The sequence below is a fragment of the Phycisphaerales bacterium genome (genome assembly GCA_020852515.1).
Lineage (GTDB): Bacteria > Planctomycetota > Phycisphaerae > Phycisphaerales > UBA5793 > UBA5793.
In genome coordinates this window covers 163261-177099 of sequence record JADZAS010000013.1, presented here as the reverse complement: position 1 = coordinate 177099, position 13839 = coordinate 163261, and the positions used below count along the sequence as shown (strand labels likewise).

Below are 13839 nucleotides of genomic sequence, written 5' to 3'. Positions count from 1 at the left end.
AGGCAAACCGGTCAGGGCCGATCCAAGGACCATTGGGTCAGCCACCCTCGACTGCCAAGAATCCAATCTGAACACGTCAATGGCAACTGCAGCATGCCTCCGTACCGATCGGCAGGGCCGGTTATGACGTCTCCATAGCATGCGCAGGCCGCGCGCCCGCCCGGCGGCGGCTGCCGATTCAGTCCGATTCCCCTTTGGCCCGATATTCCGAAGGCAGGAATCGCGCCAACGTGATCGCCATGAACCCCAATACCCCGCATCTGGTCCTGAGCCGGACCAACACGCCCGAGACCGCCGGCGCACCGCTCTCGCACGGCCAGGTGCAGTACGCCAGCGTCCGAAGCCCCGGTAAGGCCACGGACAACGAGGATGCGCTGGCGATCCTGCCGGTCGACAGGCAGCGGTCGGTGCTCGCCGTGGCCGACGGCGTGGGCGGGCGGACCGGCGGCGCCGACGCCGCCGAACTCACGCTCGAAGTGCTCGCGAGGTCGGTGGCGGCCGTGGGCGAGGACGAATCCGCCTTGCGCACCGCGATTCTCAACGGCATCGAAGCCGCCCAGGCCGCCGTGCTTGCCCTGGGCATCGGTGCCGCGACGACCCTGGCGCTGGTCGAGATAGACGGCAATCTCGTGCGGCCGTACCACATCGGCGATTCGGAGATTCTCGTCATCGGGCAGCGCGGCAAGATCCACTTCCAGAGCATCAGCCATTCCATGGTGGCCTACGCCGTTGAAGCCGGGATGCTCTGCCCCGATGAGGCCGTACACCACAAGGACCGGCACATCATCTCCAACGCCATTGGCCTCACCGACATGCGCATCGAGATCGGCCCGGCGATCCGCCTGCAGGCCCGGGACACGGTGCTGCTGGCGACGGATGGCTTGTTTGACAACCTGTACCCCGCGGAGGTTATCGAGCGGGTCCGGCGGGGTCCGCTCGACAGGGCGGTGGCCGCGCTGGCGGAGCTGGCCCTGAGCCGGATGATGGAGCCGGGGGCGAACATGCCCAGCAAGCCCGATGACCTGACGCTCATCGCTTTCCGCCAGCAGACCTGACCTCGGCGCCCGCCAACCCGAATGGCTCCTTTCGGTACAATGCAGCGCGGAAACTACACATCGGCGCCGCCGGGCCGCTGCTTTGATGATCCGGCCAGCGCGGAGAGGGAGGGAATTCATGAACGTATTTCACCGGCGCGCGGTCGCGGCTGGAGCGGCTTTACTGGTGGTCGGCGGCTTGGGCGCGGCTACTGCCCGGGCGCAGCAGGGCGCCTTCGAGTTCTACAACGGCTTCGACCCGGCCAAACCCACGATCGTCGCGGTGCACGGCTGGTTCGGCTCGATCGACTACAACTCGACATTCGGCCGCAGCCCGTCCTTCAACCAGCGGGCCAACGTGGTCGGCTGGGAGTGGAACGCGGTCTTCTTCACCAACATGACGGCTCGGGCCCGGCAGTCGGGACGGCAACTGGCGCAGGAACTCGCCCTGTTCATCATCGACGTCGCGCCCGGCTACGAGCAGCCGATTCAACTCATCGGCCACAGCCTGGGGACGCACGTCGTGCTCGCCGCGGGCGCGGAGCTGCGCGACCTTGGCCGCAACGATCCAGGTTTCGCGGCCTACCAGGCGGACCAGATCACGCTCGTGGACACCGGGTTCAACGACGAGATTCCCGCCGCCATCGCCAACGTCGAGAATGACTACCTCGTCCCTCTCAAGCTCGATAACTACTTCTCGATTCCCTCCGCCGGCGGCACCGGCCAGGCCTACGCGGGCCGGCTCGCCAACGTGCGCATCCCGCTCTCGCACACGGACATGTGGTCCTACTACTTTGAGACGCTCGATCAGCAGACGGCCGGGCGCGTGCACCCGGGGGCCACGTACGGCGTGGTCGGCCCGTACCGCAACGAGAACTACGGCGCGGTGGGCGCGTACCTGGTAACGGGTCAGGCGACTCCGCTGGACTTGAGCGACGATGTGTACCCGCTGGTGAACTGACGCCCGTTCACTGTCGCTGGCGCCGCAGGCCGCGGGCCGGGCGAGGAGACAAGCAGGCAGCCGTTGAGCGGCGGGCGGGGTGATATGATCCCCGCTCATGCGTGGCAAGCCTCCGCAGATCAAGGCCTTCAACCTCCGACCCGGCCGCGTCATCGGCGCCAAGTACGTCGTTGAGTCGCGCCTCGGCGGCGGTTGGGAAGGCGAGGTCTACAAGGTCGTCGAGCGGCGCACCGGCATCCATCGCGCCGCCAAACTCTTCTTTCCGCAGCGCAACGTCAACGACCGGGCCGTTACGTTCTACGCCAAGAAACTCGAGCGCCTCAACAAGTGCAGCATCGTCATCCAGTACCACCACTCCGAAGTGTTCCGCTATCGCGACCTGGCGATCACGTGCCTGATCTCGGAATACGTGGATGGCGAACTGCTGTGCGATTTCGTCGCCCGGCAGCCGCGCAAGCGCCTGCCGCCCTTTGAAGCGCTGCATCTCATCTACGCGCTGGCGCGCGGGCTCGAAGAAGTGCATAATCTGCGCGAGTACCACGGCGACCTGCACGATGGCAACGTGATGGTCCGCCGGCAGGGGATCTTCTTCGAAGTGAAGATCGTGGACTTTTTCCACTGGGGCAAGCCCACGCCCACGCACTTCAAGGAAGACGTGCAGAACCTCGTGCGCCTGCTCTACGACGCCGTGGGCGGGCGAGAGCAGTACGCCAAACAGCCGCCGGAGATCAAGGCCATCTGCCGGGGCCTGCGCAACGACCTCATCGCCCGAGCGTTTCCGACCGCCCGCCACCTGCGCGAGTTCCTCGAGACGTTTGTGTGGCAGTCGTAGCGGGCCTTCGCCGCGGGTGCCGCTCGAATCTGCACGGGGTGGCGTGGTCTAAGCGAGGCTCGGCGAGCGCAGGCCACGCGATAGCGCATTCGACTGTCGATGACCTGGTGCGCCGACACCATGCACATCACTCAAACGTCCACGTCACGGTGTGGCTGATTTCGCACTCGAAGGGCGCGATGGCCTGCAGGCGGATCGTGCGGCCGCGGGCGTAGGGCGGGATGAACATTGTGATCGTCGCGATGCCGTTTTCATCGGCGCGGGCCATTGGCAGGGCGTGCGGGTCGCGGATGAGGAGAGTGCCGCCGGGGCAGTCTGGGCGGATTTTCTGTGCGCCTTCCTGCGTGCCCCAGACGAGGACGAGGCGCTGATCGGGTTGCAGGCCGGTGACGGTGATGGTGTTCTCCGTGCCGGCGCGTCCCGGCACGGGATCGGACATCTCGAAAAGGTAGGGCGTGACCAGATAGCCGCGGCCGTCGCCGTCGATGTTCTCGCCGTACGAAGCCACCTGGCCGGCGTCGTTGACGTCGTCAGCCGTGATCAGCCTTACGCCCGGGTACCGCGGAATGTGATCGTTCAGAAGGTAGGGCTGAAAGTGCTCATCTCTCACCCAGACCGTTGCGTAGATTCGATTGCATGCTGCGTCTGCTGCCTGGCCGACAATGATCCCGTCATTGTTGATCGCGCGCGCTTTCCGCAACCCACACGGCGGGTACGGTTCGGGAAGATAGGTAGTCACGCCGTCGCGCCAATAGAATGCCGTTCGGAGCGTGGTGGCATTCCCGACTGCTTCCGTCAAGTCGTTGATTCCGTAAGCGTATCCCGTGGCATTTGGCGGATCACCGCCGATGTCGAACATCTGCCCGTCGCGCCAGAGCGTGGGACGCGGCACATTGAACTGGTTGTACGCCGAGCCTACGGCGTGGCCGAAATTGTTGATGTCGCTGACGCCGCTGCGGGCGCCGCCGATCTGAGTGACAGTCCGGCCAATCCAGAGCGTTGCGTAGTCCTGGCCAACGTTGCAGTAGCCGCCCATGACCGCGCCTGGCCACGGCTGGTCGTTTACAGCCCTTGCGGCGCCGGTGACGGTGCCTGACAGCATTTCAAGTGGCTGGATACCGTGAGTCACGCTCCAGGCCATCGGATGGAACCAGATCGAACTGGGCAGATCGGCCGAGCCGACCACCACTCCGCCATCACCAATGTCGGTCACGTTTGGATCTTCGTACCCGGGTGGCGACGGAACGAGCAGTGTGGTGCCATTAACCCAAACGATCGCGGTGCCCGGCGTCGCGCTTGATCGGCCGACCACGCGCCCGTGATTGTCGAGGCCACTCACACTTGAAGATAAGTGTCCAGAAAGGGGTCGGATTTCGATGAGGTCGTAACCGGTCACTCCGATCGGCTGCGCGACCGCGACACCGGCGAGCGCGGCGAAGGACCCGCACACGACCAGGCGTCGAATCGAGTTTCGGACCGCCATGCCCCGCCTCCCCTTGCGACGCGTTCACGACAAGTCTACATCAGAATCGAGGCGTTGCGTCGGTCTGCAGGCGGGAATCGGACCCCGGTTTTGCACTCGCTTGGCCGGCGTGGCGCGCCCGGTGCTCAATCTCGCCTGCCCGTTCGGATGGCTCTTACGCCGAAGGCGTGATCGTCAGTAGCCGGGGCGGTGGAGCGAGTCTTCGAGCGCCACCCCCGGACGGCGAAGCGATTGTTCCTGAACTCTGAAGGAGTTCTCGTGGCGTGTGGCGCGCAGCCGGCGCGACGTGTGCTTCACGATACGAGCACCCCTTCAGGGTGCGATCCATGGCCGGCGACACAACCGGGGGTCGCCCTCGCTCCGCTCCTTGGACCCCCGTCTACTCGCGATGAGGCCTTCGGCCTCGAAGACGGGTCGTGGCGAACGCGTGACATGTGCGCAAGTCAATCGCAGGGCGAATTGCCGGGCCTGCGCCCTTCGGGTTTCCTCAGGCTCTTCGACAAAGCCTTGTCCCGACCTACGCGCGCGCCGGCGGATCCGAATTGCCGGGCCTGCGCAAAGCCTTGTCCCGACCTACGCGCGTGCCGGCGGATCCGAATTGCCGGGCCTGCGCGAAGCCTTGTCCCGACCTACGGGCACGCTGCCGGATCCGGATCGCCCGGCCTGCGCCGGGCCCGCGCCGAACCTTGTCCCGACTGCGGCCGCTGCAACCCGTCTTCGCGTTTGTGCTACAACGACTGATCGGCTATGCTGACGCGTGGCGCCGATGGGGCGCTGGGCAACATTCAACGGGTCGCGGCCGGTCGGTCGCGGTGGTGAAGAAGGAACGCGATGCTCGCGACGTTTGATCGTGTAAACGCCGGCGCGGGGTGCGCTTCGCCTGGTGACGCTTGCCGTGCCGGTCGATTGGCCCTGCGGGCGGGCGTGGGTGGGACTCTGGCGATCCATCTGGCGGTCTCGGCGGCGGCCTTGGGCCAGCCGGCGTTTCTCCAGCAGCGGGCCACGGTGCTCGAACACGCCATACTGCTCCACGCCGACGGCGGGCTGACTGAAGACGCCATGGTGGTGCTGCGCGGCGAGGTGATCGAGCACGTCGGCCGCAGCATCGAAGTCGAGGGCCGGGCCACGCGCGTGGATTGCGCGGGCGCCTTCATCACGCCCGGGCTCATCGATGTCTGCAGCGGCCTCGGGATGACGGGCACCAGCAGCGGCAGCGCGGCGAGCCGGGCCCTGGATGCGTTCGACCGCTACGACTCCGACTCGATCCGTGAGGCGTTCCGCAATGGCGTGACGCTGCTCTATCTGCCTGCGACCGGTTCAAGCGGCATCGTCGGCACGGGGGCCATCGTGCGCCTGGCGCCGGGCGAGACGGGCGGCTGGGCCGGGCAGGCCGTCGAAGAGCAGGCGGCGCTGTGCATCAACCTTGGATCTGGCGACAGCGCGCTGCGGCGGCTCTCGACGTTGGACGCGATCCGGCGGCAGTTCAAAGACGCCAAAACCTACCGCGAGTCGCTCGAAACCTATGAAGAGGATCTGAAGGAGTACGAGCAGAAGATCAAGGAGCGTGCCGAGAAGCAGGCCAAGGAAGGCGACAAACCAACGGAGGGCGAGAAGCCCAAGGAAGAGCCCAAGCCCGCCGAGCCGCCCAAAGACGGCGCCAAGCCGGGAGAAGGCGAAAAGACTGACGAGAAGAAGGACGAGATCACCAAGCCCAAAAAGCCGTCGCCTGATGCCGGGGCCGAAATCGTGCTCAAGGCGATCGACCGGGAGATGAAAGTCCGCATCGTCGCCGATCGCAGCGCGGACATTCTCAACGCGATCCAGCTGGCGGAGGAGTTCAACCTCGACGCGATCATCGAAGGCGGCGCGGAAGCGCACCTGGTTGCAGATGAACTCGCCGCGGCGAAGATTCCCGTCGTGCTTGGTTCACTGCTGGGGCCGGGCGTGTTTCAGGACACCCCGTCTCGCCGGCAGACCGACGACGGCGCTGCGATTCTGACTGATGCCGGCGTGCAGTGGGCGGTCGGCTCGGGTGCCCGGGACGGCATGAGCGGCCGCTTTGTGCTTCTCAATGCGCAGATGCTCGCGGCCCACGCGGATGATGTGAACCCGCTGGCGCTGGTGACGCGCGATGCGGCGGAGTTCCTCGGCGTGGGCGATCGCTACGGCCGCCTGGCGCCGCGCAGGGCGGCGGATGTTGTCGTCTGGACGGGTCATCCGCTCGAGGCGGGCTCGCGCGTGTCGCGAGTGTACGTGGGCGGGCGGCTGGTGTATCGCGACGACGCGTCGTCGAGTGCCGACGAAGGGGGTGAGCAATGAGATGCCCGCTGCGATTGGCGAGTGTGCTTTGCGCTGCGGCTGTTCTGTGTTCTACGCCGGCCCTGGCGCAAAATCGGATTGCGATCAGCGCGCCGTGGGGCGTCGGGCCCGATGGCTCGCTCATGAAGGATGTCACCGTCGTCATCGCCGACGGCCGCATCGAACGCGTCGTGCAGGGACCGGCCGAAGTGAAGACGGACCGGCAGTACCGCTTTGAAGCCGGCGTGATCTGCCCGGGCCTGATCGATCTGGCTTCGACGCTTGGCGTCGCCGGCACAAGCGGCACGCAGCGAACGGCTGTCGAACCGGAAATGTCAGTTGTCGAAGCGCTTGATGCTTACGCGCCGGCGCTGCTTGAGGCGAACCGGTGCGGCGTGACGTCGGTGATGATCGCGCCCCCGAGCGCCGGATTCATCTTGGGCGCGTGCGCGACGGTGCGGACTGCGGCGCCGCAGGGCGTCGAGCGCATCATCCGCGCCGATGGGCCGCTGGCGATCACGTTGGGCTCGAGTTCGTGGGACCCGGAACTGGGCATGTCCTCGCGGGCCGGCGTGTTGCAGCAACTGCGTGATGAACTGCGCAGCGCGCGGTCGGCCGGCGGGGCGTCGCGCCTGGCGCGAGCCGCGCGCGGCGAACTGGACGTGATCGTGGACGCCGAGACGGCGGAAGATGTCGATGCCGCGATTCAACTGTGGGGGCAGTTTGGCGTTACGCCCACGATTCACCACAATGCCGACCTCGTGGAAACCGCCGATGAACTGGCGGAAAGCGGCGGCGTGGTCGTCGTCGGCCCGTACACTTTCTCATCGGACATTCGGCTGCTCAGCGGGCCGGCGATGGCAGGCAAAGCCGGCTGCGAAGTTGCGTTCCGCGGCGGCCTGCCATTTCTTGAAGCGGATGCGCTCCGCGTGACCGCCGCCTTGGCCGTGCGCTACGGGCTCGATCCCGCGGCGGCGCGGCGTGGTCTGACGATCAACGCGGCGCGGGCGGCAGGACTTGGAAATCGCGTCGGCGCCCTCACGCCGGGTTCCGATGCAGACATTGTGATCTTCTCTGACGATCCACTGCGACTCGATGCGCGAGTCCTCGAAGTGTGGGTCGGCGGAAGTCGCGTCCACCATGCTCAGCCTGCGTCCTCTGAAGAAGAAGACGCGTGGAAGGCCTGGTGAGGCGGCCAGCGGCCCGAGGGCAGCGCCTTCGGACGGAAAGGATGCAGTCATGAAATCACCGCGCACGTTTGGATTCTCAATCTCATCCGCTCGTTTCCTGGGGCGGCTACTTGCCGCTGTGGCCCTGTGCATCGGGCTCACGAATGCGCCGGCCCGCGCGGCGGATGATGTGCTGGTCATTCGCGGCGTGTCGATCCACGGCCGCTTCGATGGCGGGCAGGACATCGACAGGGGCACGGTGATCATCCGCAACGGGCGCATTGCAGCCGTGGGAGATATGAATCTCGCCGCGCCCGGCGATGCGACGGTGATTGAGGTCGAGGGCGGCTCCATCACGCCGGGCCTCATCGACGCACACGCGCTGCTCGAACCGACCGACCGGATCACGGACGAAGCGCGAAACGGACGGCCGCGCCAGCCGTTGCCGGTCCCGAGTCCCGATGTGCTGGCGCGACTCGCCGCCGCAGGTCACGAGCACCACGAGGATGATGCCCAGGCCGATCCGCTGGCCGCGCCGGAACTGACGTGGGTCCAGCCAGACAACATCGTGGATGGCGAGTCGTGCTGCGATGGCAGCGAATGCGCGCTGGCGGCGTCGCACGAAGGCATGGGCGAAGGCAACGTATGCCCCGTGTGCGGCCAGGTCATCATGTCGGGCATCGATCGGCTTCGCTATGCCTCCGGCCTGGCGCCGCGCAGTTCGCTCGTCGAGTCGTCATCCGAAGTGGTGCCGCATACTTATGTGGTGGATTCGATCAACTTCCGCTCGCCGGACTTCGATCGGCTGGTGCGAGGCGGCGTGACGACGGTGTTTGCAGCGCCGGATTCGGCGGCGGTCATCGGGCCTCGCGGCGCCGTCGTGCGCACGGCCGGGCCGATCAAGAGCCGCGTCATGCAGGATTCTGGTGATGTGCTCGCGTCGTTCGGCTCCGATTCCTTCCGATTCGGCGGCGGCAACCAGAGTCCCTTCGGCACCTACGTGACCAACCGCACCCGCCGGCCCAATTCGCGCATGGGTGTGGCCTGGGTGTTCCGCAAGGCCTTCTACGACGCCGAAAAGCACGCGGCCGGCCAGCCTGTAACCGGCGCCGACCAGCCTCCCGTCGAGGCGTTCGAATCGCTCAGCGCCGTTCGCGAAGGACAGATGCCGCTGCGCATCAAGGCCCGCCTGCAGCGCGACATCGAGACGGCGTACCGGCTGGCGGATGAGTTCGGCCTGAAGTTCACGCTCGTCGAAGCGACGGAAGCGTACAAGTGCATGTCGGCTATCACGGCGCATCACGCGCCGGTCATCTTCGGCCCGATCTACGTCGATCCGACCGGCGTGCGGGCGTTTTCAGAGGAAACTCGCGAGTCGCGCCTGTCCACGATCAAGATGCTGTTCGACGCCGGGCTCGAGCCGGCGATCACGGCCATGGACCTGCGCGAAGAGGACGGCCTGGCCCGGCAGGCGATGTACGCCATGCGCGCCGGCCTGAGCTTCGACGAGGCGCTCAAGGCGGTGACGCTGACGCCCGCGAAGATGCTCGGCATCGCCGACGAAGTCGGATCGATCGAAGTCGGCAAGCGCGGCGACCTGGTGGTGTGGAACGGCGCGCCGTTTGCATCAACCTCGCGCCCGGTGGCGGTGGTGATGGATGGGAAACTGGTCTACGACGCCCGCTGAGGCGGTCGAGTGAGTCTGAATCTGTAGACGGGAGCAATCGTTGATGAAACCTCTGCGTTGTGGCCTGATTGGTGTGGCCGTTGCGACGTGCTTTCTTGCTTCCGGCCGGCCACGCGCCTTGGCCGCTCCCCCTGAGAAAGTCGCCCTCACGGGCGCGCGCGTCATCCCCGTCGTCGGACCAGATATCGACGGCGCCACGATCCTCATCGAGCGCGGCAAGATCGCCGCGGTCGGCACTGACGTGCCAATTCCTTTCGACGCGATGGAGATCGACTGCACGGGCAAGGTGATCATGCCCGGGCTCATCGAACCGCAATCGTGGCGCGGCCTGGACATCGCCAACGAGAGCCTGCCCGTCGCGCCCTTCCTCGACGTCGGCGACGCGATGGACCCGTCGCGGCTGTACTTCGAAGATGCGCTTCGCGACGGGATCACGTCCATTCACGTCATGCAGGGCCACAACACCGTTATTGCCGGCATGAGCCGTGTCGTGCGGCCCATCGGCCTGACGCCCGACGAGATGACGGTTGATCTATACACCGCCATCAAGATGAGCGCCTCGCCGCGCAACGGCTACGACCGCATGCAGCAGATGGCGACATTCCGCGAGACCTTTCGCGAACTGCAGGAATACATCGACACCATTGCGGAAAAGAAGTACGAGGACGAACTCGAGAAGGACAAGAAGAAGGTGGATGTCGGCCCGAGCGAGGCAGCCAAGCGCGGCCGCGAGAAGCTCACCGACGCCGACTACGACGATGCGCATCTCAATCTGATGCGTCTCAAGCGTGGCGACTTTGACGCGTGGATCTACGTCGGCGCGCCGATGGATGTCGCCCCCGCCATTGCGCTGGCGACCGAGCAGGGTTTCCTCGAACACACCATCCTGCTGCTGGGAGACGCGACGTTCAAGGCGATCGGTGAACTCAAGAAGGCCGGCCGGCCGGTTGTGCTGCCCGAGGACCTCTTCTATCGAGAGCGCGATCCCATCACCGGTGAGATCAGCGAGACGTTCATTCCCGCCAAGGTTCACGAAGCGGGCCTCATGTTCGCCCTCCAGCCGAATCCCAATTCGTCGATGGCCGAGCGCTACCTGACCTACCAGGCGGCGCTGTGCGTGCGCAACGGCATCCCGCGTCAGACGGCTCTCGAGTCGATCACGCTCAATCCCGCGAAAATGCTCGGCATGGGTGATCGACTCGGCTCGATCGAGCCGGGAAAGACCGCCAACCTCGTGATCTACAGCGGCGATCCGCTCGACTTCGACTCCTGGGTCGAGCAGGTGTACATCGACGGCATCATGGCGTACGACCGCAATGATGATCCGCGGCTGGCCGAGATCCTCCGGCTCGAAGATGTGCAGCGAAAGGCCGAGCAGGCAAAGAAGGAGGCTGAGGAGGCGGCCAAGGCGAAGGAAGCCGAGCAGACCGAGCCCAAGCCGCAGCCCGGCAACGGTGAAGGCGCTGAGCCAAAACCCGCCGAAGGTGGCAGCGACTCGCCCGCCGAGGGCGGCCGTGAGCGCCGGCGCCGGGGAGACGGCCAATGAGATCGCTCCGAACGCTGCTGCCGCTGGTCGCAACGGCCTTGCTCATGGCGCTGCCGCAGACGACTCGCGCGGACGGGCCGAGTTTCGCGCTCCGCGCCGGCCGCGTCATGCCGGTGTCGCCTGATCTTGATTGGGTGATCGAAGACGGCGTGATTCTGGTAATCGACGGCCGTATTACCGCCGTGGGGCGCGCAGATGATATCGATGTTCCCGCCGACGTCCCGGTGACGCACCTGCCCGACGCAACCATCACGCCCGGCTTTGTGGCCGCGGCTTCAGATCTCGCCGGCTCGCACAGCGGCGATGAGTCGATCGGGCCGGGATATCGCGCCGTCGATGCCTTCGATGTGTACGGCGACTATCGCTCGCTTCTCGCAGGTGGGGTAACCACCGTTCATCTCTCGCCCGGCTGGCACCGCCTGGTGGGCGGGCAGGGAGCCGTCGTCCGCCTGGCCGGACCAGCGGCGTCGCGCGTGCTTGTCGATTCGAGCGATCTCACGATCACGCTGGGTGAATCGGTTTTCAATCCACCCAACATCGTCGAGTTCCTCACCAAGCCTTCGCCGGACAATCTCATCGAGCCGGCGGTGCGCCAGCGGCCGTCGTCGAGAATCGACCAGTACCTCGCGCTGCGCGAGGCGATCGCCGCCGCGGTGAGCCCGCGCCAGCCCGGCCAGGAGTACGACTACCAGAGCGAAATCCTCGGTCGATTGTGGAAGGACAAGCGCCTGCTCCGCGTGCAGGCGCAGCGGGCTGAAGATATCGTCGGCGCCATCGGCTTCATCGAGTCGAACGGTCGCGGCGGCTACCTCGTCGGCGGGTTCGAGTCGTCCACGGTCGCGGATGAACTTCGCTCGTCAGGCGTGCCGCTGGTCTACACGATTGATGCGGACCTGCACTCGCCGGGCGCGAACGTCGGCTCCGATCCCGATGCGCTCTCGCCCGAGGTGACCGATCTGGCGGCCCTGGAAGGCGTGCGACTGGCGCTGGCGATGAGCGCCGCGGGCGCTGATGTCGATCTGCGCCTGGGCGCGGCGATGGCCCGGAGATCCGGCCTGAGTGAAAAGGTGGTACTCGAAGCCATCACGCGCGTGCCGGCCGAACTGCTCGGCGTCGGAGATCGTGTGGGCTCGATCGCGCCCGGCCGCGACGCCGACATGCTCGTGCTCACCGGGCACCCGCTTGACACGACGACGCACGTGCAGCGCGTCTACGTGGGCGGTCGAACGGCGTGGCGGACTCCGTCGCGCGAGTCGCTCGTGGTGCGCGGCGGGACGCTCTGGCTCGGCCCCGACAACTGGCTCAGTGATGGGTCGGTGCTGATCGAAGACGGCCGCATCGTCGCCGTGGGCAAGCGCGTGCCTGTGCCGGTGGATGCGCAGGTTGTGGATGCCGGCCCGGACTCGTTCATCGCGCCGGGCCTCATCGACGGCTTCGGTCATCTCGGCCTCGACGGTGACTCGGGCTCGCTGGCGCCGAATCTCTCGCTGGCGCCTCTCTATGGCGTGACTGACGTGGCCGAGCAGCGCGTCGCCGCCGCGGGCGTAACGACCGTGCTCGCCGCGCCGTACCGCTTCCACAATCGCGGCTCGCAGGTTACGGCCGTCAAGACCGCCGGCGACTCGCGCGAGCAGCGCGTCATCAGCCCGACGGCGGCCGTGGCGTTTGACGTGCGCGGCAACGATCCGGAGTCGATCGAAGGTGCGCTCAAGCAGCCGCTCGAAGCGGGCAAGAAGTACCTCGAGAAGTGGGAGAAGTACGAGAAGGACCTCGCCGAGTGGGAAAAGAAGAAGGCCGAGGGCAAACTCGAACCCGTCGAGCAGCCCGAGGTCGTTGAAGAACCCGACAAGAAGCCCGAAGAGGATCCGATCACGGGCACGTGGTCGGTCCGCGCCTCCGGCGGCCCCATGCCCGAACCCGTTGAAGGCAAGGTCGCGCTCAATCTCAACGGCAGCCAGATCGAAGGGCGCATGACCGACCCGCCCGAAGCGACCGAGGTCGAGCACCGCATCACCGGCACGCTCAGCGGCACGAAGGTGTCGGGCACGGTCGAGATCGATGCGCCTGTGGATCTTCCCGCCCCGCCGTTCTGGGAAGGCGAGATCATCGAGCCGGACCACATCAAGGGCACGGCCGGGCTGCGCGGCATGATCCAGGTCGAGATCGAGATGCGTCGCATCGACAAGGAGAGCACGCAGTTCAAAGTCACGCGCACGCGGCGCAAGACGACCGGCGAAGATGGCCGCCCGCTCCCGCCGCCAATCGACGAAGCGCTCGAGCCGATCCGTTCGCTGCTGACGGGCAAGATTCCTGCGCTCGTGTCCGCCGGTTCGGCCGCGGAGATCGAGGCGGTTCTGGCGGTGCTCACCGAGCAGTACAAGATCGAGCACATCGTGCTGCTCGGAGCCGAAGATGCGAGGCTGACCATCGAGAAGATCAAAGCGGGCAAGGCCGGTGTGGTGCTGCCGACGAGTGTGATGCGCACCGAGAAGCGCCAGCCGTATCACCAGGGGGATGATCTCCGGCGGCAGGGAATCCCCGTCGCATTCCAGAGCAACGCCGAGGACGGCGCCCGCACCCTGCCCACCGTCGGCCTCTACGCGATCGAGCGCGGCATGTCGGCCGAGGATGTGCTCGAGGCGATGACCATCGGCGCGGCGAGGATGTACCAGATCGACCATCGAGTCGGCTCGCTTGAAGCGGGCAAAGACGGCGATCTCGTCATCTTCTCCGGATACCCATTCGACGCCGCCACCCGCGTGGAGCGAGTGTTCATCAACGGCCAGGAGGTGCAGCGGTGAAAGTCATCAACTGGCCGCGAAGAGGCGC

The 13839-nt window shown here is 66.3% G+C and carries 9 protein-coding genes; 8 read left to right on the top strand and 1 reads right to left on the bottom strand.

What is annotated here, in order from left to right; all coding sequences use genetic code 11:
- Window positions 1-239: 239 nt before the first annotated feature.
- The 3 genes from IT430_06950 (at window position 240) to IT430_06940 (ending at window position 2827) form a co-directional block, all read left to right on the top strand.
- On the top strand, window positions 240-1055 hold the full coding sequence (locus IT430_06950; GenBank protein ID MCC6907659.1) for a protein phosphatase 2C domain-containing protein: 816 nt from the start codon (window positions 240-242) through the stop codon (window positions 1053-1055).
- Between the two features lie 118 nt (window positions 1056-1173).
- Window positions 1174-1995 (top strand): hypothetical protein, encoded by an 822-nt coding sequence (locus tag IT430_06945; protein ID MCC6907658.1) that lies wholly within the window; start codon window positions 1174-1176, stop codon window positions 1993-1995.
- 97 nt (window positions 1996-2092) lie between these two features.
- A complete protein-coding gene (locus IT430_06940; protein MCC6907657.1) occupies window positions 2093-2827 on the top strand; it encodes a protein kinase in 735 nt (244 codons plus the stop codon).
- A gap of 127 nt (window positions 2828-2954) precedes the next feature.
- Here IT430_06940 and IT430_06935 read toward each other — a convergent pair whose 3' ends face one another.
- Window positions 2955-4040 carry a hypothetical protein gene (locus IT430_06935; protein ID MCC6907656.1) on the bottom strand — a complete coding sequence of 362 codons (1086 nt, stop codon included), beginning with the start codon at window positions 4038-4040 and terminating at the stop codon, window positions 2955-2957.
- Between the two features lie 1101 nt (window positions 4041-5141).
- Between IT430_06935 and IT430_06930 the strand changes: the two genes are divergently transcribed.
- From IT430_06930 to IT430_06910, 5 genes are all read left to right on the top strand, one after another.
- Window positions 5142-6629: an amidohydrolase family protein gene (locus IT430_06930; protein MCC6907655.1), complete on the top strand. Its 1488-nt coding sequence runs from the start codon at window positions 5142-5144 to the stop codon at window positions 6627-6629.
- A 122-nt stretch (window positions 6630-6751) separates the two neighbouring features.
- Window positions 6752-7798 carry an amidohydrolase family protein gene (locus IT430_06925; protein MCC6907654.1) on the top strand — a complete coding sequence of 349 codons (1047 nt, stop codon included), beginning with the start codon at window positions 6752-6754 and terminating at the stop codon, window positions 7796-7798.
- A 607-nt stretch (window positions 7799-8405) separates the two neighbouring features.
- A complete protein-coding gene (locus tag IT430_06920) occupies window positions 8406-9464 on the top strand; it encodes an amidohydrolase family protein (GenBank protein ID MCC6907653.1) in 1059 nt (352 codons plus the stop codon).
- A 43-nt stretch (window positions 9465-9507) separates the two neighbouring features.
- On the top strand, window positions 9508-11010 hold the full coding sequence (locus IT430_06915; GenBank protein ID MCC6907652.1) for an amidohydrolase family protein: 1503 nt from the start codon (window positions 9508-9510) through the stop codon (window positions 11008-11010).
- Window positions 11007-13811, top strand: coding sequence for an amidohydrolase family protein (locus IT430_06910; GenBank protein ID MCC6907651.1), 2805 nt, complete (start codon window positions 11007-11009; stop codon window positions 13809-13811). The genes IT430_06915 and IT430_06910 overlap by 4 nt, the downstream gene beginning before the upstream one ends.
- The last annotated feature ends 28 nt before the right edge of the window (window positions 13812-13839 follow it).